The organism is Micromonospora sp. NPDC051925 (assembly GCF_044548625.1).
In the GTDB taxonomy this organism is placed as follows: domain Bacteria; phylum Actinomycetota; class Actinomycetes; order Mycobacteriales; family Micromonosporaceae; genus Micromonospora.
The window spans coordinates 60,493-80,855 of sequence record NZ_JBIUCH010000001.1; the positions used below are offsets into that span (position 1 = coordinate 60,493).

Annotated in this window: 20 protein-coding genes; 6 read left to right on the forward strand and 14 right to left on the reverse strand. The window is 70.7% G+C overall.

The window, feature by feature from the left end; all coding sequences use genetic code 11:
* Positions 1-110 precede the first annotated feature (110 nt).
* From ACIG87_RS00345 to ACIG87_RS00365, 5 genes are all read right to left on the reverse strand, one after another.
* Positions 111-500 carry a cupin domain-containing protein gene (locus ACIG87_RS00345; RefSeq protein WP_396846716.1) on the reverse strand — a complete coding sequence of 130 codons (390 nt, stop codon included), beginning with the start codon at positions 498-500 and terminating at the stop codon, positions 111-113.
* A gap of 44 nt (positions 501-544) precedes the next feature.
* Positions 545-1,030, reverse strand: a complete 486-nt coding sequence (locus ACIG87_RS00350; protein ID WP_396846717.1) for a GNAT family N-acetyltransferase — start codon at positions 1,028-1,030, stop codon at positions 545-547.
* A 128-nt stretch (positions 1,031-1,158) separates the two neighbouring features.
* Positions 1,159-1,419: a hypothetical protein gene (locus tag ACIG87_RS00355; protein WP_396846719.1), complete on the reverse strand. Its 261-nt coding sequence runs from the start codon at positions 1,417-1,419 to the stop codon at positions 1,159-1,161.
* Complete coding sequence (locus ACIG87_RS00360) at positions 1,416-1,805, reverse strand: hypothetical protein (RefSeq protein WP_396846720.1); 390 nt, start codon at positions 1,803-1,805, stop codon at positions 1,416-1,418. Before ACIG87_RS00360 ends, ACIG87_RS00355 begins: the two co-directional genes overlap by 4 nt.
* A 381-nt stretch (positions 1,806-2,186) precedes the next feature.
* Positions 2,187-3,137: a helix-turn-helix transcriptional regulator gene (locus ACIG87_RS00365; RefSeq protein WP_396846722.1), complete on the reverse strand. Its 951-nt coding sequence runs from the start codon at positions 3,135-3,137 to the stop codon at positions 2,187-2,189.
* A gap of 121 nt (positions 3,138-3,258) precedes the next feature.
* Between ACIG87_RS00365 and ACIG87_RS00370 the strand changes: the two genes are divergently transcribed.
* Positions 3,259-3,657 carry a VOC family protein gene (locus ACIG87_RS00370; RefSeq protein WP_396846724.1) on the forward strand — a complete coding sequence of 133 codons (399 nt, stop codon included), beginning with the start codon at positions 3,259-3,261 and terminating at the stop codon, positions 3,655-3,657.
* Here ACIG87_RS00370 and ACIG87_RS00375 read toward each other — a convergent pair.
* On the reverse strand, positions 3,647-3,937 hold the full coding sequence (locus tag ACIG87_RS00375; protein ID WP_396846726.1) for a hypothetical protein: 291 nt from the start codon (positions 3,935-3,937) through the stop codon (positions 3,647-3,649). The two genes, ACIG87_RS00370 and ACIG87_RS00375, sit on opposite strands and share 11 nt — an antisense overlap.
* A gap of 345 nt (positions 3,938-4,282) precedes the next feature.
* Entirely contained in the window at positions 4,283-4,696 is a 414-nt protein-coding gene (locus tag ACIG87_RS00380; RefSeq protein ID WP_396846728.1) for a DUF1761 domain-containing protein, read from the reverse strand.
* 131 nt (positions 4,697-4,827) lie between these two features.
* On the opposite strand from ACIG87_RS00380, the gene ACIG87_RS00385 reads away from it, so the two are divergent.
* Positions 4,828-5,853: a helix-turn-helix transcriptional regulator gene (locus ACIG87_RS00385; protein WP_396846730.1), complete on the forward strand. Its 1,026-nt coding sequence runs from the start codon at positions 4,828-4,830 to the stop codon at positions 5,851-5,853.
* Positions 5,854-6,908: 1,055 nt separating this feature from the next.
* Here the strand turns inward: ACIG87_RS00385 and ACIG87_RS00390 are convergent.
* A complete protein-coding gene (locus ACIG87_RS00390) occupies positions 6,909-7,838 on the reverse strand; it encodes an alpha/beta fold hydrolase (RefSeq protein ID WP_396846731.1) in 930 nt (309 codons plus the stop codon).
* Between the two features lie 173 nt (positions 7,839-8,011).
* Between ACIG87_RS00390 and ACIG87_RS00395 the strand changes: the two genes are divergently transcribed.
* Positions 8,012-8,578: a maleylpyruvate isomerase N-terminal domain-containing protein gene (locus ACIG87_RS00395; RefSeq protein ID WP_396847564.1), complete on the forward strand. Its 567-nt coding sequence runs from the start codon at positions 8,012-8,014 to the stop codon at positions 8,576-8,578.
* A 156-nt stretch (positions 8,579-8,734) separates the two neighbouring features.
* Here ACIG87_RS00395 and ACIG87_RS00400 read toward each other — a convergent pair whose 3' ends face one another.
* Positions 8,735-10,264, reverse strand: a complete 1,530-nt coding sequence (locus ACIG87_RS00400) for an FAD-dependent monooxygenase (RefSeq protein WP_396846733.1) — start codon at positions 10,262-10,264, stop codon at positions 8,735-8,737.
* Between the two features lie 80 nt (positions 10,265-10,344).
* Here ACIG87_RS00400 and ACIG87_RS00405 point away from each other — a divergent pair, with 80 nt between their 5' ends.
* Positions 10,345-10,986 carry a TetR/AcrR family transcriptional regulator gene (locus ACIG87_RS00405; RefSeq protein ID WP_396846734.1) on the forward strand — a complete coding sequence of 214 codons (642 nt, stop codon included), beginning with the start codon at positions 10,345-10,347 and terminating at the stop codon, positions 10,984-10,986.
* Between the two features lie 85 nt (positions 10,987-11,071).
* Here the strand turns inward: ACIG87_RS00405 and ACIG87_RS00410 are convergent, their stop codons facing one another.
* Complete coding sequence (locus ACIG87_RS00410) at positions 11,072-12,190, reverse strand: FAD-dependent oxidoreductase (RefSeq protein WP_396846736.1); 1,119 nt, start codon at positions 12,188-12,190, stop codon at positions 11,072-11,074.
* A gap of 53 nt (positions 12,191-12,243) precedes the next feature.
* On the opposite strand from ACIG87_RS00410, the gene ACIG87_RS00415 reads away from it, so the two are divergent.
* Positions 12,244-12,936, forward strand: coding sequence for a TetR/AcrR family transcriptional regulator (locus ACIG87_RS00415; protein WP_396846738.1), 693 nt, complete (start codon positions 12,244-12,246; stop codon positions 12,934-12,936).
* 113 nt (positions 12,937-13,049) lie between these two features.
* On the opposite strand, the gene ACIG87_RS00420 is transcribed toward ACIG87_RS00415, so the two are convergent.
* The 4 genes from ACIG87_RS00420 to ACIG87_RS00435 form a co-directional block, all read right to left on the reverse strand.
* On the reverse strand, positions 13,050-13,526 hold the full coding sequence (locus tag ACIG87_RS00420) for a DUF1992 domain-containing protein (RefSeq protein ID WP_396846740.1): 477 nt from the start codon (positions 13,524-13,526) through the stop codon (positions 13,050-13,052).
* 127 nt (positions 13,527-13,653) lie between these two features.
* Positions 13,654-14,202 (reverse strand): GNAT family N-acetyltransferase, encoded by a 549-nt coding sequence (locus ACIG87_RS00425; protein ID WP_396846741.1) that lies wholly within the window; start codon positions 14,200-14,202, stop codon positions 13,654-13,656.
* A gap of 106 nt (positions 14,203-14,308) precedes the next feature.
* Positions 14,309-15,598, reverse strand: coding sequence for an O-antigen ligase family protein (locus ACIG87_RS00430; RefSeq protein ID WP_396846743.1), 1,290 nt, complete (start codon positions 15,596-15,598; stop codon positions 14,309-14,311).
* Between the two features lie 133 nt (positions 15,599-15,731).
* Positions 15,732-17,774 carry a beta-galactosidase gene (locus tag ACIG87_RS00435; RefSeq protein ID WP_396846744.1) on the reverse strand — a complete coding sequence of 681 codons (2,043 nt, stop codon included), beginning with the start codon at positions 17,772-17,774 and terminating at the stop codon, positions 15,732-15,734.
* A gap of 163 nt (positions 17,775-17,937) precedes the next feature.
* Here ACIG87_RS00435 and ACIG87_RS00440 point away from each other — a divergent pair, with 163 nt between their 5' ends.
* Positions 17,938-20,274: a TIM-barrel domain-containing protein gene (locus ACIG87_RS00440; RefSeq protein WP_396846746.1), complete on the forward strand. Its 2,337-nt coding sequence runs from the start codon at positions 17,938-17,940 to the stop codon at positions 20,272-20,274.
* Positions 20,275-20,363: the final 89 nt, after the last annotated feature.

The following is a 20,363-nucleotide window of genomic DNA, read 5'->3' on the forward strand; positions in this document are numbered from 1 at the left end:
CGGCGCGCTCGTCAACCCGGCGCGACCGGCCCCATCCTGCGGCGGGATCGTCTGCGCCAGCGGCGGCCACCAGCCGAGCACACCACGCCCGGCTGGTGGGGCCGTCAGGCTCAGAGGGCGTGGCCCGTGGTGGCGTCCACATGTGCGGGCACCTCGTCGTGCCGGTCGCCCACACTGGACGTCCCCGACGGCTCGAACATCAGGATCGACGCCCCGCCGGGAGCGGACGGACGGTGCTCCACCCCGCGCGGCACCACGTACACCGCGCCCCGGGGCAGCAGCACCGTCCGCTCGCCGTCCCCGTCACGCAGCCCGATCCGCAGCTCACCGTCGAGCACCAGGAAGAACTCGTCGGTGTGGTCGTGGGCATGCCACACGTGCTCCCCGGCCACCTTCGCCACCCGCACGTCGTAGTCGTTGACCCGGGTGACGATGCGCGGACTCCACAACTGGTCGAAGGAGGCCAGCGCGGTCAACAGGTCGATCGGCTCGTTGCTCATCGCACCATCCTGGCACCCGGGCCGAGGGCCCACCGCACCGCCGTTCAGAGGAAGCGGTGCATGACGTGCAGCCCGACCCGCCCCCGGGTCGGATGGTCGAAGGCCGCCGGCACGGTGCCGACCACGGTGAACCCCAGCCGCCGGTACAGCCGCTCGGCGGCCTTGTTTCCCTCGACCACCGCGTTGAACTGCATCGCCGCGTAGCCCTGGTCGCGTGCCCAGTCGAGGGCCTCCTCGGCCAGGGCGCGACCGACCCCCCGCCCCCGGGCGTTGCGGGCCACCATGAAACTGGCGGTGGCGACGTGCCGGCCGGGGCCCGGCCGGTTCGGGCGCATCTTCGCGGTGCCCAGCACCCGGTTCCCCACCACGGCCACCGTGGTCCGACCGGGCGGACGCTCCACCCAGACGTCGCGCAGCGTCGCGGTCGACCACCGGGGATCGTACGGAAAGGTGTCGCCCGCGGCGACGACGGCTTCGACGATCGCCCGAACCGCGGGCCAGTCGTCCTCGTGAAAGTCCCTGACCGGCATCGGCGCAGGCTACCGCCCCCTCGGCCAGGCGGCTGTCCGGTCCCGATCCAGATGACATGTCGACCCCCCCGGTGAGCCGGGGGTGGTCAGTTCCATCGGGACATCCTGTCCCCGCGGTATCGGCGCTTCTATCCGGACTGAGCCGTTGCCTTCCGGAGTTCGTTCAGCCACTCGATACCGAGCCGGTGGCCGTCGGGGAGCTGGTCGTCGCGATCCCAGCGCCACACGGTGATCATCGCCAGCATGAGGGTCCGGCAATCTCGGAGCAGGTGGTGATCGACGCCCGGGTAGTGGTCGCCAACCTCGTCGGGCGCGTGGGCCAGGTCGAACTCGATCGGCCCCCGGCAGCACGTCTCGAAGTCGATGAAGAGCGGGCCCGTCCGGGTCACGAGCAGGTTGCCCGGATGGGGTTCGCCGTGCAGGAGTTGCTCGGGCCGGCCGCCCGTCGCATGCGGTCCAGCGTGCTGGCGAGGAAGACCCGGTCCGGGTCGGCCAGTTCCGGCGTTCGGGCCTGGTCGACCACGAGCGCCTGGGCCGCAGAAACCAGCGCGGCCACCGGGCTCCCGACCTCGGCCATCCGCTGAGCGACATCCACTTCAAGCTGGGCGCCCTGGTCTGCCGCCGGCGCCACCCGGGCCAGCACGTCGCAGGGCCGCAGGCGCAGGGTGAGCTTGTTGGAGTTGTGCAGGACGGTCGCGTCGTGGACGGTCAGGCCCAGCCATGAGGCGCTCGACAGGACTGCCCGCGTCGCCCGCCGAGTCTCATACGCCTGCATCGGAGCACCGTAACCGTGCCGTCGAAATCCAAAGCCATCGCCTCGTCGCCGGACGGCTTCTCGGATGCGCCGGCAGCCCGCGGAGCGCAGGGCGTCGAGTTGCCGTTCGAGTTTCTAGCGCCGGTGGAGACCCTGGCGTAGCCGACGCCTGCCCCCAGCGGGAAGCGGATCGCACGCGAAGGCAGCCTGTTGCCGGAGGGCCACCCCGTGCGCGAGGCGTACCTCGGCCAGCCCGACCCGGTCGCCAACAGTTCCCAGAACCCGGTGGACTACTGCGAGCTCGCCGAGCAGCAGCCGTCTCTCCCGGGTGACCGCGTCTATCGACGCTTGGTGATGAGTCAGGCAGGACCGCCTCTCGTGTGACCCCGTGTTCCAGGATCGCTACAACAGCGTCCGTCCTGAGGCCGCCAGCCGGTCGGCGAGCGCGATGACACGGTCGCGGAGCTCGTCCGGGCGTTCGATGACGAACGGCAGGTCGAGCGTGGCGAGCACGGCGGGCAGCCAGTCGAGACTATCGGCCCGGATCTCCACGGACTGCCAGCCTTCGTCATCCTCCTCTCGCACCTCGGCGATGCTGGCCGGTAGCCGGGTGCGGATCTGCTCGAGTGTTCCTTGCATCCGCAGCGTCACGGCATGCCGGTGCGGCGCTTGTGCCATCGAGGTGAGAAGGTGCCTTGCGGGATCGTTTCCGGCGGGCGAGGGCTCGAAGGAGCCAGGGAGTGTTCTCGCGTCGGCAATGCGGTCGAGCCGGAAGGTCCGATCCTCGCCGACCTCCGGATCGGCTCCGGTGACGTACCACCGGCCGGCATGGTTGACCAGCCCGAACGGATACAACACGCGAGCGCTCCGCCGGCCGTCACGCGAGGTGTACCGGAGCGAGATCGGCCGGTGATGGCGGACCGCGTCGGCGACGGTGAGCAGTACACCTGTCTGCGGTGCAGGGAGTTCGCCGGGTTCGGCGGTGAAGGCGAGGGATTCGAGTACGGCATCCAGCCGGTCCGCGATCCGCGGCGGCAGGACGCGACGGATCTTCGCGGCGGCCGTCTCGCCCGCCGTACCCGTTGCCGTCGCCAGCCCGGCGCGTCGGCCGGCAACCAGGCCGAGCAGGACGGCCAGGGCTTCGTCGTCACTGAGCATCAGCGGCGGCAGCCGATATCCGGCGGCGAGCCGATACCCACCGTAGCGACCTCGCACCGATTCGACCGGCACCTCGAGGTCGACCAGATGACCCACGTAGCGCCGCACCGTGCGCGGTTCGACACCCAGGCGCTCGGCAAGTTCGGCCATCGTCCGGACACCGCCGGACTGAAGAAGCTCCAGCAGCGTGAGCACCTGAGCTGTTGGTCGTGCCACAGCCTGGACTGTAACAACTAATACTGGACCCGATCTGTCCAGTATTAGGTCTAGCGTGGGCCTCGCCTCTGGCACGATACGTACTGAACAGGGAGAAGACATGGACTTCGTCTCGATCCGCATCATCACCGACGACATCGGCCGACTCGTCGGCTTCTACGAGAAGATCACGGGCGTGCAGGCGGCCTGGGGCAACGAGGACTTCGCCGAGTTGCGCACCACCCACGGCACGCTGGCGATCGGCAGCACCCGCACGGTCGCGCTGTTCGCACCGGGCTCGGCCCGCCCGGCCGACAACCACACCGTGATCACCGAGTTCCTCGTGGACGACGTGGACACGATCTACGAGAAGCTGAAGAACACGGTAGAGGACTTCGTGAACGAACCCACGACCATGCCCTGGGGTAACCGCGCCCTGCTCTTCCGCGACCCCGACGGCAACATGGTCAACTTCTTCACCCCGGTGACCCCCGAGGCGATCGAGAGGTTCAGCCGCTGACCGGATCGGCGTGGCGTCGATGCTGCGGTACCTGCTCGCCGTCGGGGTAGTACTCGTCGAAATCCATGGCCATTACCTCGTCCCGTTCCAGCCACGACTCGACACCGACGTGACCTCCCCAGGATGCCGACCAATACAGACCCGGATAGTTTCGCTGGCCCTTGTACGACGGAAACGACCGCACCGCCGGTACGCGCTCGAACGCCACGCCGAACGCGTCAGCGAACAGCCGGCGTACTTCCCCGTCGTCGGGATCGATGTAGCCGACCTCGAACTCCAAGGGATCCGAGCGCTGAAGGCCATGATGCTGAACCCGTTGTCGGCCGTCACCTGACCGAAGACCACCTTGTCGGCGTCGGGCAGTTCCTTGGGCATGCCGAAGTCCCCGTAGGCGACGACGGTCAGGTGGCCGCCGAACACCGACTGGTAGAACTCCAGCGCTGCCCGGGCGTCGCCGCGGAAGTTCAGGTGCGTGGTGGTGATGATGGCCATGCGGGACTCCTGGGGTAGTTGTTCGCGGGCGCGATCGCGCCCGCGATGGGCTGGTTGAACCTCATGTGAGGGAACCAGAGCAGGTGGTGGTGGACCGGCCGCATCGGTGGATCCGACCGCCGCCGGTGCGGTCTCAGACGGCCAGCAGGATGGTGCTGACGATGAGGCTGCCGACGAGGTTGTAGCTGCCGGAGATCGCCGCGTAGAGCAGCGGTCGCGGAAAGTTGGGGTTGATGGCGATGGTGACGGTGTTGGCGGCGAGGTAGCCGACGCCGACGACGAGGCCGAACAACAGCGCGTCGCCATAGGTGTCGATGTTCAGCGCGGCGAACAGGACCGCGCTGGTGAGCGTGATGATCAGGCCGGCGAGCGGCGGCCCGGCGAAGAACAGCAGGGTCGACGGCGCTTTCGCGTTCGCGTCGCGGCCGAGGGAGCGGTTGTACGCCTTGGGGAACAGGGCTACGAACCAGAGGCCGCCGAGCAGGGACAGGGCGATGAACCCGACCAGGGCCCCGAGCCAGTTGAGATCGCCCAGAACATCGAACATGTGTCGTCTCCGTATATAAGGGGATGAGCGGCTCTCGGCGTCACCGAAGCACCGTGCTTGACCGGCTCGAGTTCAAGATTCGCAGCAGTAGGTGACAGGTTGTGGCATCTACTGCGGGCAGAATCAGGATCATGCCGAAAACGTCCGCGCGACTGCTGGCCCTGCTGTCGTTGCTGCAGACCCGCCGGGACTGGTCCGGCACCGTGCTGGCCGACCGCCTGGACATCAGCCTGCGCACCGTGCGCCGCGACGTCGACCGGCTGCGCGAGCTCGGCTATCCCATCGTCGCGGTCAAAGGCCCGGAGGGCGGCTACCGGCTCAGTGCGGGCACCGAACTGCCCCCACTGTTGTTCGACGACGATCAGGCGGTCGCTCTCACTGTCGCTCTGCAGATCGCCGCGACCACCCCCGGCAGCGGCCTCGCCGAGGCCGCCGAACGGGCGCTGAACACCATCCGCCAGGTGATGCCCTCCCGGCTACGTCACCGCATCACCGCACTCGACGTCACCGCCGTCGAGCGGCCCACCACACGGCCGGCCGAACCGGTCGACGCCGACGTGCTCCTGACCATCAGCGCCGCCGTTCGCGCCCGCGAGATCCTGCGCTTCGACTACGGCTCCGACAGCACGAAGCCGCCGCGTCGCACCGAACCACACCACGTGATCACCTGGGACGGGCGGTGGTACCTCGTCGCGTGGGACCTCGACCGTGACGGCTGGCGTACCTTCCGCGCCGACCGGATGAGCCTGCGCACCCCCAACGGGCCACGCTTCACTCCCCGTGCGCTGCCCGGCGGAGACGTTGCCGCGTACGTCACCGGCGTCTTCCGTGGTTCCGAGGACGCTTCGGGGAACTGGCCGTGCCAGGGCACGGTGCTCCTCGACCTGCCGGCCGCCACCGTGGCCCTCTACACCCGCGACGGCCTCGTCGAGCAGATCGCCCCCGACCGCTGCCGACTCACCCTCGGGTCCTGGTCCTGGCCCAGCCTCGCCGCCGCCATCGCCCGCTACGACGCCGACATCGACGTCGTCGGCCCCGACGAACTGACCGAGGCATTCGCGCATCTCGCCCGCCGATTCACCCGAACCGCAGCAGGCCACACCGCCACCCAGTTACCTACAGGTGATGGTGATGCTCACGAGGCCCCTCGGCGGTGAAGACTGTTGCGTACGGCCGGTGACGAGGTCAGGTCTGCACTGGACGACCGCACGGCAGACGGCCATCGAGAGGATGACCGTCGACAACGTGCCGACGTGGACGGCTTCGGCCAAGCCCCGGTCGATCGAGATCATGGAGGCGAGTCCCCCTCCCGGCAATCGTGCGCCCCCGACCTGCCCGCGTCCTCGACCCCATCGACCCCGAGCTGGCCGCCCGGATCCAGGGCCGCCCCTCGACCGGCTCAAGTAGCCGAGCAGCTCTCTGCTCCCGCGTCCCACATACCGAAACTGCGGGAAATCGTGAAGCGACCTTCGGCGACCCGAGTCCTGGAGGCAATCGCCCCAGGTGCGGGCCTAGATCAACTGCTTGTCGTTGTTGTGGTCTGGAAACTACGGACGGGCCTCTCGTGGTGGGTCGGCCAGATGTGCGCCAGGACCTCGTCGTCGACGTCGCGGCCGGTCCGGCGCAGGGCGGCCAGGCCAAGGCCGTGGTACTCCGTGGACCAGCACCCGAAGCCGCGCCAGTTCCTCCGCCGAGAACACATCCTGAATCGCCACGAACCCACCTTATGAGCATCGACCATCACGAAACGGACGCTAGGGCTCGGGACAGAGCTTGATCAACCCTCAGTTCTCAGCGTTGCTTTGGTCTGGACTACGGACGGGCCACTGAAGATCCGTGAACACCGACGGGGAGAACAACAGAACAGTCATTATGATGTACGGCCACTTTGCCCGCTATGTCCGTCCTGATTACTGGATTACCGGCAATATTTATCCAGTAATTCGGTCATCTTTCGACAGTCGTCCGCTCGGTGCGCGATGCCAACGACGGTGGGACGCCCGGCTCACCGACGCCGCCCGGCGCGGCCCGGCGCGGCCTGACCCCACTGTTTCTGGACCCACGTCGCCCCGTACGGCGAAGTCAAGCTCGACATGACCAGCCGTCTCGCGTTGAGCGTGGCCCCGCTCACCACCAGCGCCAGCACGGCCGGGCCATAGTCAGGTACGGCTAATCCCTGTCCGACTATGGCCCGGCTGCGGGCGGATTGGGATCAGGTCGTGTGGCGGATGATCGAGTCGGCGATCCGCTCGGTGAGCCCCGGCGAGAAGAACGGGTGGTGGCCCATTCCCGGCACGATCTCCAGGCGGGCCGCCGGGATCTGCGCCGCGAGAGCTTCGCCGTGGGCTTGAGGGAACAGCGGGTCATCGCTGCCGTGCAGGACCAAGGCCGCGGCGGTGATGCGGGACAAGGAGGCCCGCCGGTCGTCGTCCCAGCGCCGACCGGCCAGATCGTGATTCGAGGCCGCAGCGATGTCGTTGGCCCTGGCGTAACAGTGTTCGACGAACCGCCGCGCGGCCGGCTCGTCGAAGGGCAGGACATCGCCGTTGAGCACTCGCCAGGTCTGTACGTCGGCGTCCATCCGCTGCTGGGCCGTCGCACGGGGTGCCTTCGCCGAGTCCATCACGTGGTTGAGGAACCGTGCCGTCGGAGGCGGGAGTTCGCCGGCCGCAGCTGGTTGACCAGCCATCGCCCGCGCCCACGCTGGGCCGGGGTTGTTCCCCATGGGAGAGGATGCCATGGCCGTCAGCGTGCGGACGCGGGCCGGCTGATGCACGGCGAGCCACTGCCCGATCGCCGCGCCCAGCGACGTCCCGACGATGTGCGCGGCCGTGACGCCGTAACCGTCCAGAACGGCGGCCGTGTCAGCTGCCATGTCGGCAAGCGCGTACGGGTGCGTGGTGAAATCGACGGAGTCGGAACGGCCGGTGTCCCGGTGATCGAACCGGATCACCTTGCCGGCCGCTCTCCACCAGAGCCTCCACAAGCTCATCGGGCCAGCCGATGCCCTGCGTGGAGGTGCCCATGACCAACAGACGGTGGGGTCATCAGGCCGACCGAAACGCTCGGTCCACAACCGAACTTGCCCGGAACGAACGAACTTCTCCTCACCAGTAAGCATGCCGGGCACCGTAGCGGTCACCGGATAGACCGAAAGCCGCTACCTGTTGTAGCCGAAAGAGGCGCTCATGAGATAATGAAGACGCCGCATCCTGAACGGAACGCGCCGCACCTCGGCTGCCGACAACCCCGGTTAACCAGGTGACCGGGGGCGCGCACGAGTGTGATGATCGTCGGATGGTGACCGAGGGATCGTTGTCCGGACGCGACGTACGGCAGGCGGCCGACGAGATGGCGCGGACCCTTGGTCCGTACACGGATCGGGACTGGACCGCCACCGCCGGTGGCCTTGACTGGTCGTGCTGGACTACCGCCGCGCACGTCGCCCACGACCTGCTCGGCTACGCCACCCAACTGACCGGCCGACCCGACACCGGTTACCTCCCCCTCGACCTGCGGGTCCGCCCCGACGCCACTCCGGCGCAGGTGCTGAGCGTGGTCGCCGCCAGCTCCGGGCTGCTCGCGGCCGCCGTCGACACCGCCCCGGCCGACGTCCGCGCCTGGCACTGGGGGCCGTGTGACCCGCCCGGCTTCGCGGCGATGGGTGTCGCCGAGACCCTGCTGCACACGTACGACATCGCCCGAGGACTGGCGATCGGCTGGCGGCCACCGGCGGCACTCAGCGCGGCGGTGCTGCGGCGGCTCTTCCCCGACGCCCCCGACGGTGATCCGGCCGAGATGCTGCTGTGGATGACCGGCCGCACTGCGCTACCCGACCGACCCCGGCGTACCGGGTGGAGTTGGCGGGCGGCGCTGAGTTGAGCTTGCCCACCCCGAGGTGATCTGCCAGACGATGACAGACGATCATCCGAGGCAGGCCCGCAGCGCGGGTGCTACGCGCTCCACAACACCGTGGGAAGCCCGGGTGGCGGCATCGCCAGCCGATCACCAGGCGGTCGACGAGGGCGCAGCCCAGAGTTACCGCCACCCCCTGCCGTGGGTGGAGGCACCGGCCAGCGTCACGGCTGCCGCGATGATGGGAAGCAGGGTCTCTCCACAGTCGACGGGGTTGTCCGTGGCCCAGCAGAGGTAGCCGTCGGGACGAAAGAGCAGGGCGGCAGCACCCACCTCGTCGCTGCAGGTGGCACGGACGAGGTCGACTCGGGCCGGGAGTGGGAGGGCGGTCGGGACGACTCCGTCCAGATCGAGCAGGACGGCGTGCCCCGCACCGAACAGCGCCGACAGTCGGGTAGGGCCTGCTGCGGTCACCAGGTCGACGTCCGGCATCCGCTGCCCGGTGAGCGGGTGCTCGCCGGACAGTTCGTAGCGCAGCGACAGGCCGGACAACAGCCCGGCGAGGTGCCGGTTGGTGTCGGGCAGTCGCAGCAGGTCGATGAAGATGTCGCGCAGGGCGGCCACGTCCTCGCTGGGGCGCGGGTCGGCCAGGACCCGCTGTGCCGATGTGTGGTGCAGGACCTGGGCTCCGACCGGATGCCGTTCGGCGTGGTAGCTGTCCAGGAGGCCGTCCGGCGCCTGGTCCTGGACGGCCGCGGCCAGTTTCCAACCGAGGTTGAACGCGTCCTGCACGCCGAGGTTCAGACCCTGGCCGCCCAGCGGCGGGTGGATGTGTGCGGCGTCCCCGGCGAACAGGACGCGGCCCGCGCGGTAGTGCTCCAGTTGTCGCGTGGCGTCGGTGAACCGGGAGGAGTTGTCCACCGCGCCGAGAGTGGTCTCCTCGCCGTACACCGCGTGCAGCGCGGCGGTGATCTCCTGGTGGGTGACGGGGGTGTCGCGAGTGTCGTCCGTCTGGTCGGCACGCCCGAAGGTGAACCGGTACCGGTCGCCACCGACCGGACCCAGCATGGCCCAGTAGCCGCCACCCTGACGGGTCATCGTGCTCATGTGCCCCATCTGTTGCGGCACCAGCGACGAGACGGCAGACAGCCGGATGTCGGCCAGCACCGCCTGCTGAGTTCCGGGCCTACCGGGAAACGGCAGGCCGAGCAGTTTGCGCACCGTACTGTGGCCGCCGTCGCACGCCGCCAGATAGCGTGCCCGCACCCGCAGACCGTCCGCCGTCACCGTCACGCCGTTGCCGTCCGACTCGACTCCCGAGACCGCAGCGCCGCGCAGAAGCCGGGTGCCGGCGGCGGTCGCCCGCTGTTCCAGCACCTCCTCGACCTCCCACTGGGGAATCGCGATCGGAAAGGGATGTCTGGTACGCCACGGGGCACAGTCCAAGGGCACCGGCAGGGCCGCGAAGTGCCCGCCCACCGGCTCGCGCGGCGTGGCCCGCTGCAGCAGCGGCTCCAGCAGGCCGCGCATCTCCAACAGTTCGGCGGTACGGGGCTGAATCCCACCGCCCTTCACCTGCTCGATGCGCCCGGGCAGCTTCTCCAGCACGAGGGTCTCCACACCGGCCAGCGCCAGTTCGCACGCCAGCATCAGCCCGGTCGGGCCCGCGCCCGCGATGACGACCTCGGTCTCGATCTCCGTCAGCACCGTCATTCCCCCTCAATTCTCGCCTCAGAGCAAAAGTACACCCAGTGCAAAATTACTTCGAGGTAACTTTTGCTACGGTGGGGGTCGTGGACGGCAGGCCAGGACTTCGGGAACGCAAGAAGCAGCGGACCCACGCGGCGATCTCCGAGGCGGCGATCGCGCTGTTCCTCAGACACGGCTTCACCCAGGTCTCGGTGGCCCAGGTGGCCGAGGCGGCAGAGGTATCCAGACGCACGCTTTTCGCGTACTTCCCGACCAAGGAAGACCTCGTGGTGCACCGTCTCGCCGACCACGAGACCGAAGCCGGCCGGGTGGTGCGGGCCCGGCCGGCCGGCACCACCCCGCTGACCGCACTGCGCGAGCACTTCCTCCGCGGGTTGCGCGAGCGGGATCCGATCACCGGGCTCAACGACAGCTCCGACGTACGCAGGCTCAACCGGATGATCCTCGACGTGCCCTCGCTGGTGGCCCGGATGCAACGGTTCAAGACCGGCGCGGAACGCGCACTAGCCGAGGCGTTGCAGGAAACTGCGGCCACGCCGGAGCTCACCGCGCGGCTCGCCGCCGCCCAGATCGTCGCGGTGCAGTGGGCGTTGGCACAGGACAACGCCGAGCGCCTGGCACACGGCGAGCCCGCCAGTGAGCGCTATGCGGGTGCCGTCAACGACGCCGAGCATGCGTTCGCGTTGCTGGAGAACGGACTGCGCGACCTGACCCCGCGGCAGTGAAGTGGAGCCTCCGGCGGCGAGCCCGGAGATCCTGACGCCGCCGGACACCAGTCAGAAACTGCCGAAGCACGGATCGACCTGGCAGTCAGGAGGGTTGGACCTCGTCGAAGAGGGCGAGGGCGTCGGCGGGGTCCGGGCTCACGAGGCGTTCCAGGCCGGCCGTCGTGATCTTCGCCCACCTGGCGGCCCGTGCCCACATCTGTTCCTCGAGGGCGCGGACCGCCTCGTCCAGGTCTCCGGGGCCGGCGGCGATGGACTCGGCGAGCTGGGCGCCTTCCAGCATCGCGAGGTTCGCGCCGGCCCCCAGCGGGGGCATCAGATGGGCGGCGTCGCCCAGTAGCGTCACCCCGGGGACGTGGGTCCAGGTGTGGGATACGGGCAGGGCGTAGAGGGGCCGGTGGAGGAAGGCGGTGCCGTGGTGGAGGAGGTCGAGGACGGGAGCGGCCCAGCCGTCGAACAGAGCCAGCAGGCTCGATCGCACGGCCTCCATGTCGGCCAGGTCCAGGTTCGTGTGCCAGTCCAACGGCGCGCGGAACTGGGCGTACACCTTGACGTGGCCGCCGCTGTTGCGCTGGGCGACGAGAGCCCGGTTCGCGCCGTACACGGCCATGGAACCGTCGCCGATCAACCGGGCGAGGTCGGGGTGGCGGGTGTCGACATCGTCGAGGGAGGTCTCGACCAGGGTGACCCCGGTGTAGTGCGGTGTCGCCGACGAGACCGCCGGGCGGATCCGTGACCAGGCACCGTCCGCGCCGACCACGAGGTCGAACGTCTCCTGTCGTCCGTCCGCGAAATGGACCAGCGCGCCATCCCGGGTTCCCGGCACCACCTGTGTCACGCCCCGACCCCACTGGACGTCGAGAGGGCCGAGCAGCAGGTTACGGAGTTGCCCGCGGTCGATCTCGGGATTGGCCCGATCGTCTGGACGGGGCCGCCAGTCCCGCAGGACGGTCCCGTCCGTGTCCAGGATGCGCATGGCCTGCCCCTCGGGGCGAGACAGCGCCTGGAACTCCGCCAGCAGCCCCGCCTTGTCCAGCGCGAGCTGACCCAGCCCTTCGTGCAGGTCCAGCGTGCCGCCCGGCGGGCGGGCGTCGCGGGCGGGATCGCGTTCGAGGACGGCGACGGGGTGGCCATGGCGGTGCAGGACCCGGGCGAAGGTGAGGCCGGCAGGGCCGGCCCCGACCACGGCGATACGATGTCTCATACCGATACACTGTATTTCCCCGTCGCGATGGACCGCAACAGAACGGTGTGACCATGACTGTGTGGGACCGGCCGGAACCGCCGAATCGCCCCGTGCCGCTCGACCGGGAGCGGATCGTCGCCGCCGCCGTCGCGCTGGCCGACGAAGGCGGGCTGGACGCGGTGTCGCTGCGCAAGGTCGCCGCCCGGCTGAACGCCGGCCCGATGCGGCTGTACGGGTACATCTCCACCAAACAGGAGTTGTTCGATCTCATGGTGGACGAGGTCTACGCCGAGATCATCCCGGAGGAGCAGCCCGATGACTGGCGGGAGGCACTGAGTGTCCTCGCCCACCGCACCAGGCAGTCCGCTCTCCGTCACCAATGGCTGGCCGACCTGCTCGGCGGCCGTCCGGTCCTGGGTCCGAACGGCCTCGCCGTGGCCGAGGCCACCCTGGCCGCCCTCGACGGCCTCGCCGACATCGACACCGTCATGCGGGCCGTGGAGACGGTCAGCGCCTACTTCACCGGCGCGATCAGGCGCGAGATCGCAAACCTGCGGGCCGAGCGCGCCACGGGCCTGTCCAAGCGCGACTGGCAGCGCGCCTCCGGCCCACATTTGACGAGAATGCTGGCCACGGGCCGCTTCCCGGCGCTGACCAGGGCCGTGTACGACGGCACGGACGTGGACGCTGAGGCCTCCTTCGCGACCGGCCTGGACTGGGTCCTCGACGGCGTGGCCGCCAGACTCACCCGGCCGCCGGCGTGACGCGGCACGCACCGGCCGGGACATGGCACGTACCGTCGACCGCTACCGGCTGCACGCTGTTGCTGTTCTACCCGGCGGGCTAGCGGCCTGTGCGCCCACCCCGGCGACGGTCGTCACGCCCACCGCCACGGCCAGCGCCACCGTCGCCGGGGACGAATCGAGGATTCCGTCACGCCCGGGACGGAGGCGACGGCCGCGTTCCGGGCGGCGCGGTGGGCCCGCCACTGGCGCAACACCGCCTCGGTGTCGACCGGGCGGACCACCACCCGGGGACCGGACGGGTACCGCAGCCAGGCGACGATCTCCCGGTTGAGCGCCCCGACGAACTCCCGGACCGACTCCTCGGTGGGTAGGTCGCGGACCTCGTCGGGAACCTGCTCGGCCCGGCGGCGCAGCTGCAACGGAGTGGGCAGCAGCAGGTCGGTGGGCAGCGCCTCCCGTTCCAGGAAGCTCTTGATCCACCAGGACTCGTCGTAGGGGAGGTCACGGCCGGGAATCGGCTTGCCCATACCCGGCAGGTTGTCGAACTCGCCCCGCTCCTGGGCGCTGCGGATCTGCGCCTCGACCGCCGCCTCCCACGCGTCCACCATCCCCGGGACACCTCCCACGCCCACCGTATCCGTCCTGGTCGTCACCGGTGCAGCGCCGGCCGGGCGGGCGGCATTCCCGCCCCGGGGCCGGGCGGAAGTGGCGGAAGACCGGTGTCGGGTGCCTCGTTCAGGAACGGTGGCGGACGTGGCGGTGCCCGTCGAGCGGAAACGGCGGTCGGGCCGACAACAGCTCGACGAAGGAGTACCCGCTCTTCTCCGCCACCCGGCAGGACGCCGGGTTGTCCACCTGGTGCAGCAGTTCCAGACGGACCAGCCCGGTCGCGGCGAACCGGGTGAAGGCCCACCGGCTCACCGCGTCCACCGCCCGGGGAGCCACCCCCCGGCCGCGCGCCGGCCCGGCCGTCCAGTAGCCGATCTCCGCATCGGCGCGTCCCGGCACCACGTCCTTGAGCAGGACGCAGGCGACCAGCCGCTCACCGTCGGAGCCGGGCTCGCAGACGGCGAAGCTGAACCGGCGGCCCGCCGCCCAGCCCTGCCGGTTGCCGGCCACCCAGCGCCTCGCCTGCGCCGGGGTGGTCAACGGGTTGCGGGTCCGGGCCCGCAGTTCCGGATCCCGGTGCGCCTCGACCAGCGCGTCGACGTCGTCGTCGCGCCAACAGCGCAGGACCAGGCCGGGAGCGGCGACGGTGGGGGCGGCCCGCAGGATCATGGACATCTGAGCAGTGTGGCCGGTGCTCCCACCCGCCGGAACCCCTGCGATCGGCGGTGAACACGCTGATCGTGCCGCCGCGGCTCGGTCTCGGCGTTCCTGGCACGTCGGGTCAGCCGGGCGACGGGCGGGCCGCCACCGGTGCGGCGGGCTCCCGGTTCACCGGGCCGTCCACGGCGGCCACGGCCAGCCCCATGGCGAAGAACATCACCGACAGGTTCATGTCGGTGAAGCCGTAGAACGGGGCGAGGGCGAGGGCGACCACCGGCACCACGCTCAGCCACCGGCCGGCCGGGGACACCGCGACCGCCGTGGTGCGGATCAGCACCACGAGCAACGCGAGCAACGCCAGAAGGGCAGGGATGCCGTGGCTGTACATGGTCAGCCAGACCTGCCCCTGGGTGCCGAGCGGCTCCGCGCCGGTGGTGGTGTCGGCGCTGCGCGGCGCACCGTAGCCGAGCAGCGGCGAACGCAGCACCGCGTCGAGGGTCTGCCGGTACAGGTCGGCACGGTCGCGGGTCGAATCGGTGTTCTCCACCCTGTTCATGATCATGTCGCCGACCGGGACGACCAGGGTGACCACCCAGGCCACCGCCACACCGGCCGTGATCGTGCCGATCAGCCGGACGTCGCCCCGCAGCAACGCGCGCAGCCCCAGGTAGACCAGCCCCACCCCGAGGCCGATGAACATCCCCCGGTTGAGGGTGAGGAACGCCGGCACCAGGGCCAGCGGCAGGGACACCATCAGCACCGCGCGCAGCGCGCCGGTACGCACCGACGACAGGTACGCCAGCACGCACGGCACGAGCAGCGCGAAACCGGTCCCCCAGTTGTTGGTGTACGGGTACGGGGCCGCCGTGCGGTAGTACGGGTTACGGCCGGTGGGGTTGAACTCGGTGGAGTGCACGTGGGTGACCGCCCGGATCATCCGCTGCCCGGCCAGCCCGTCGGGCAGCAGCAACTCCACCGGGGTGGTCAGCGCGAGGCGGGGAGCCAGCACGCCGACCCAACCGAGCATGACCATCGCCAGCCAGAAGAACAGCACCGGCTGGAACAGTCGTTCCCAGCGTGCGCCCTGCCGCGCGGCGGTGTAGACGTACAGGTAGACCACGAAGGCGGTCAGCACGAAACCGACCCGTAGGCCGTAGACGAGCAGGCCGCTGGCTTTCTCGAGGCGGGTGGCACTGACCAGGACCAGCCCGACGAGGACGAACCAGAGCGCCGAGCCGGGCGGCCAGGCCACCCGGCCATGGGCGAGCAGGACCACCACCAGCAGCATCCCGAACAGCGTCCAGCCCAGGTAGAGGCCACCGAGCAGCCACCACAGCGGCATCGCCGCGAACATCACGTACAACGGCCAGTGCGGCAGCGCTCGTTGCGGGGCCGCGTACCTCGTCCACACCGGGGAAGGTTAGGCCGGGGCGCCCCGGGCGGTCATCGGCGGGGCGGCCGGGGCGGGCTCCACCGACGCGCCGGTGGGACGGCCGCCCCGGATGCGGCACGCCGCGACAGCACCCTGCCGGCCGGATCGCCGGTCAGCGGGGGTGTTCGCGGATCACCGCCGTGCCACCGGCCGGCAGGGTCACCGCGCCGTCGGCGGGGACGCCGGTCAGCAGGTCCACCCCCTCGACCGGCACCCGCTGTGGCCGGTCGGTGTGGTTGAGCAGGAACAACCAGCTCGTTTCGGGGTTGGCCCGGCGTACCGCCTCCACCCCGGGTGGGGCGTCCGGGCAGACCGGCTGCACGCCGGCGGCCCGGGCCGCCTCGGTGACCAGCCGCCGGTAGGTGCCGTCGTCGGGTCGGGTCGACAGGTACCAGGTGGTGCCGGCTCCGGCCCGGTGCCGGGTCACCGCCGGTCGGCCGTCGAGCACCCCGCCGACGTACGCGCAGACCGTCTCGGCGCCGCACGGGTGGACGGTCTCCGACCAGATCCGGCCGGTCCCGCCGCCGGAGAGCAGCACCTGCTCGTCGGCGGCGAGTGGATGGAACTCCTCCACCCGCAGACCGAGCAGGTCACGGTACGCGCCGGGGTAGCCGCCGAGGCGGATCCGGGCGTGCGGGTCGGCGACCCCGCTGAGATAGCTGACCAGCAGGTGCCCGCCCGCCTCGACATGGGCGCGGACCCAGTCGGCGGTGGCGTCGGAGGCCAGGTAGAGGGCGGGCAGGACGAGCAGCCGGTACCGGTCGAGGGGGTCACCGGGCAGCACCACGTCGCAGCCGTACCCGGCCCGCCACAGCGCCCGGTGCGCCGCGGCCACCTCGGCCTGCCCGTCGAGCAGCTCCGACGGCATGCCGGGGTGGCGCAGCGCCCAGCCGCTGGCGGCGTCCCAGGCCAGCGCGACGGATGCCGCCACCTCGCCGGCGGTGACCTCGGCGAGCCGGTCGAGGGTCTCGCCGAGTTGCACCGACTCCCGGAACACCCGGCTGTCGGCCCCGGTGTGCGGCACCAGGGCGGAGTGGAAGCGTTCCGCGCCGCCGGCCGGGGCCCGCCACTGGAAGAACATCGCCCCGCGGGAGCCGCGTGCGACGTGGGAGAGGCTGTGCCGGGCCATCCGGCCGGGTTCCTTGGTGTGCGACCGGCCAGTGGTGTGGATCTGGCTGGCGGCGCTCTCCATCAGCAGCCACGTCGCCGGTGCGTCGGCGCGTTGCGGGGTGGCGGGGTTGGGGTGGGGACCACCGGTGCGCCGTCGCCCGTGCCGGGCCCAGCCCCGGGCCAGGTCGGCGGCGAGGGCGGTCTGCTCCTCGGCGCCGCCGTCGACCGCCCACGGGTAGTGGTCGACGGCCACCACGTCCACCTCGGCCGCCCAGCGGGCGTGGTCGACCGGCACCCAGTCGCCGAGGACGTAGTTGGTGGTCACCGGGATCGCCGGGTTGGCCGCCTTCAGCAGGTCGCGTTGTTCGACGTACGCGGCGAGCAGGGTGTCCGACCAGAACCGCCGGAAGTCCAGCAGTTGGCCGGGGTTGCCGAGGTACTGGGTGGCCCGGGGGGTGCTCACGTACGCCCAGTCGGCGTAGTGCTGGCTCCAGAAGCTGGTGGCCCAGGCGGCGTTGAGGGTGTCCAGGTCGCCGTGCCGGTCGATGAGCCAGCGACGGAAGGCGGCCTCGGTGTGCGGGCAGTGGCAGGTGGTGCCGTACTCGTTGTGCACGTGCCACAGGGCCACCGCCGGGTGGTGGGCGTAGCGGGCGGCGAGGGTGGCGGCGATGCCCCGGGCGGCGGCCCGGTAGGCGGGGGCGGCAGCGCAGTAGGTGTCCCGGCTGCCGTGGTGCAGCCGGACGCCGTCGGCGGTGACCGGCAGCGCGTCGGGGTGCGCCAACGAGAACCAGGGCGGCGGGGAGGCGGTCGGGGTGGCCAGCGCGACCCGGATGCCGCCGTCGTGCAGCAGGTCCAGCACCTCGTCGAGCCACCCGAAGTCGTAACGGCCGGGGGCGGGTTCCAGTCGGGACCAGGCGAAGACACCGACGGTCACCAGGTTGACCCGGGCCCGGCGCATCAGGTCGACGTCCTCGCGCCAGGTGGCGGCGGGCCACTGCTCGGGGTTGTAGTCACCGCCGTGGCAGAGTCGCCCGTCGCGCAACATGCCCACCGTCCCGTCGACTTTGTTGGTTAGGTGTCCAAACTATGGAGGTGGTTTGCCCATGTCAATCGGGTAGCTCTCGGGCGAATCGAACTCCCTCGTTGACAGTTCGTTGGGAAGGCAAAGAAACTGTCGGTACCGCCGGAAAGCTCCAGAGGAGACGCCGATGCCGTACCGACCGCCGTTGGTCCCGTACGAGACCTTCGTGGCCGACCCACCCGACCTGCCCGTACGGCAGCCGGGGGAGGACGGGGTGGCCACGGTCGGCCGGGCCGAGGTCGTCGCCACCGATGCGCACGGTGTGACGTTCAAGGCCGGCCTGTCCGACGGCGGCAGTCTGGTGGTCCGGGTCGACGCCGCCGGGCACGGCGTGATCCGGGTACGCCTCACCGACGACCCGCAGGCCCGCACCCGCTCGGCCCGCGCCCTGCCCCTGGTCCACCCCCGGGCCCACCTCGCCGCGATCACCGTGGACGACACCCACGTGCACATCGACGCCGGGGCGGCCGTCGCCGAGATCCGCCTCGACCCGTGGCACCTGCGGTTCCTCGCCCCCGACGGCCGGGTGCTGATCGACCAGGACCCGGGCACCCGGGACATCAGCGGCCGACGCCGCACCCTGCCGTTCGGCCGCAGCAGCGCCGACGGCACGCACGTCGCCTGGCACGAGAGCTTCGTCGCGTTCGGCGACGAACGGTTCGTCGGCTTCGGGGAGAAGTTCACCCCGCTGGACAAGCGCGGCCAGCGGGCGCTGATGTGGAACTACGACGCCTTCGGCGGCGAGTCCGACCGCTCCCACAAGAACGTGCCGTTCTACCTGTCCAACCGGGGCTACGGGGTGCTGGTCGACAGCGGCATGCCGGTGCAGTTCGACGTATGCCAGTCCACCCACAGCACCGTGCAGATCCTCGTCCCGGACGACCTGATCGACTACTACGTGCTGGCCGGCCCCACCCCCACCGAGGTGCTGGACCGCTTCGACGAGTTGACCAGCCGGCCGTACCTGCCGCCGAAGTGGGCCTTCGGGGCCTGGATCTCCTCCGGGTTCTTCCCCGACAGCCAGCAGCGGGTGCTGGAGCGGGCCCGCCGCATCCGGGAGCGGGACATCCCCTGCGACGTGCTGCACCTGGACTGCTACTGGCAGGTCGCCGGCCGCTGGTCGGACCTGCGTTGGGACGACGAGGCGTTCCCCGACCCGACCGGGATGTTGGAGACCCTCACCGGGCAGGGCTTCCGGGTCTGCCTCTGGATGAACCCGTACCTGATGACGGACAGCCCGCTCTACGCCGAGGCGGCACGGGCCGGGTACTTCCTGCACCGCGCCGACGGCAGCACGTACGTCGCCAATGTCTGGCACGGCAGCTACCCGGCCAGCGCCATCGTCGACTTCACCAACCCCGACGCGGTCGCCTGGTTCCGGGGACTGCTGCGACCGCTGCTCGAGCAGGGGGTGGCGGTGTTCAAGACCGACTTCGCCGAGGCGGTGCCGGCCGACGCGGTGGCACACAACGGGATGACCGGCGTCGAACTGCACAACGTCTACACCCTGCTCTTCAACGACCTCGTCGCCGACCTCACCGAGGAGGTGGCCGGGCACCGCACGGTGTGGGCCCGCTCGTCGTACCTGGGTGGGCAGCGGCACAGCGCGCAGTGGAGCGGGGACGTCAACGCCACCTGGCCCGGACTGGCCAGCACCCTGCGCGGCGGGTTGTCGCACGGGCTGTCCGGGGTGCCGTTCTGGAGTCACGACACCGGGGGCTTCCACGGCACCCCGGACCCGGAGCTGTACGTGCGGTGGACCCAGTTCGGGGCGCTGTCACCCCTGGTGCGGCTGCACGGAACCACCAGCCGGCTGCCCTGGGACTTCCCCGCCGAGACCGAGCGGGACGCGGTGTCCGCCCTGCGGCTGCGCTACCGGCTGATGCCGTACCTGTGGTCGGCGGCGGTGGAGGCGGCGCGCACCGGGGCGCCGATGATGCGGGCGCTGCTCGTCGACACCCCCGACGACCCGACCGCGTGGACGACCGACCTGCAGTACCGGCTCGGCACCGACCTGCTCGTCGCCCCGGTCACCGACCCGTCCGGGCAGCGCGCCGTCTACCTGCCCACCGGCGACGACTGGATCGACGTCGGCACCGGTGAGCGGCATCCCGGTGGCCGGCACCTGCGGGTGACCGTGCCGCTGCACCGGATGCCGCTCTACGTGCGCCACGGCGCGCTGGTCCCGGTCGTGCCGCCGGCCGGCACCGTCACCGACGGGCCGTTCGACGACGTCACCCTGGTCAGTTGGGGTGGCGTGCACACCCGGACGGTGGTGCACGACGTCGACGGCGACACGGTGGTGGAGGCGGTCCGCGACGGCGACACGTTGCGGGTGCGCACCGACGGGCCGCTGCGGGTACGGCGGCTGAGCGTGGTCGGCGGGAGCGCCCCGCGGCAACTGCTGCTCAACGGCGAACCGGTCACCGGGACACCGTTCGAGGACTGGTTCCCGCGCCACTGAACCACCCGCGCCGTGTCCGGCCCCGCAGTGGTGGTGTCGGGCACCACGCGGGTGTGCCGGACCCGGGCGTACCGCTAGAATTAGTTGAG

Bases quoted from the DNA above. Each gene is read 5' to 3' on its own strand.
- ACIG87_RS00380 (WP_396846728.1), bottom strand. From the start codon at position 4,696: ATGTTCGATGTTCTGGGCGATCTCAACTGGCTCGGGGCCCTGGTCGGG.
- ACIG87_RS00410 (WP_396846736.1), bottom strand. From the start codon at position 12,190: ATGAGACATCGTATCGCCGTGGTCGGGGCCGGCCCTGCCGGCCTCACC.
- ACIG87_RS00385 (WP_396846730.1), top strand. From the start codon at position 4,828: ATGCCGAAAACGTCCGCGCGACTGCTGGCCCTGCTGTCGTTGCTGCAG.
- ACIG87_RS00350 (WP_396846717.1), bottom strand. From the start codon at position 1,030: ATGCCGGTCAGGGACTTTCACGAGGACGACTGGCCCGCGGTTCGGGCG.
- ACIG87_RS00360 (WP_396846720.1), bottom strand. From the start codon at position 1,805: ATGCAGGCGTATGAGACTCGGCGGGCGACGCGGGCAGTCCTGTCGAGC.
- ACIG87_RS00420 (WP_396846740.1), bottom strand. From the start codon at position 13,526: ATGGTGGACGCGTGGGAGGCGGCGGTCGAGGCGCAGATCCGCAGCGCC.
- ACIG87_RS00440 (WP_396846746.1), top strand. From the start codon at position 17,938: ATGCCGTACCGACCGCCGTTGGTCCCGTACGAGACCTTCGTGGCCGAC.
- ACIG87_RS00435 (WP_396846744.1), bottom strand. From the start codon at position 17,774: ATGTTGCGCGACGGGCGACTCTGCCACGGCGGTGACTACAACCCCGAG.
- ACIG87_RS00345 (WP_396846716.1), bottom strand. From the start codon at position 500: ATGAGCAACGAGCCGATCGACCTGTTGACCGCGCTGGCCTCCTTCGAC.
- ACIG87_RS00425 (WP_396846741.1), bottom strand. From the start codon at position 14,202: ATGTCCATGATCCTGCGGGCCGCCCCCACCGTCGCCGCTCCCGGCCTG.
- ACIG87_RS00400 (WP_396846733.1), bottom strand. From the start codon at position 10,264: ATGACGGTGCTGACGGAGATCGAGACCGAGGTCGTCATCGCGGGCGCG.
- ACIG87_RS00370 (WP_396846724.1), top strand. From the start codon at position 3,259: ATGGACTTCGTCTCGATCCGCATCATCACCGACGACATCGGCCGACTC.
- ACIG87_RS00415 (WP_396846738.1), top strand. From the start codon at position 12,244: ATGACTGTGTGGGACCGGCCGGAACCGCCGAATCGCCCCGTGCCGCTC.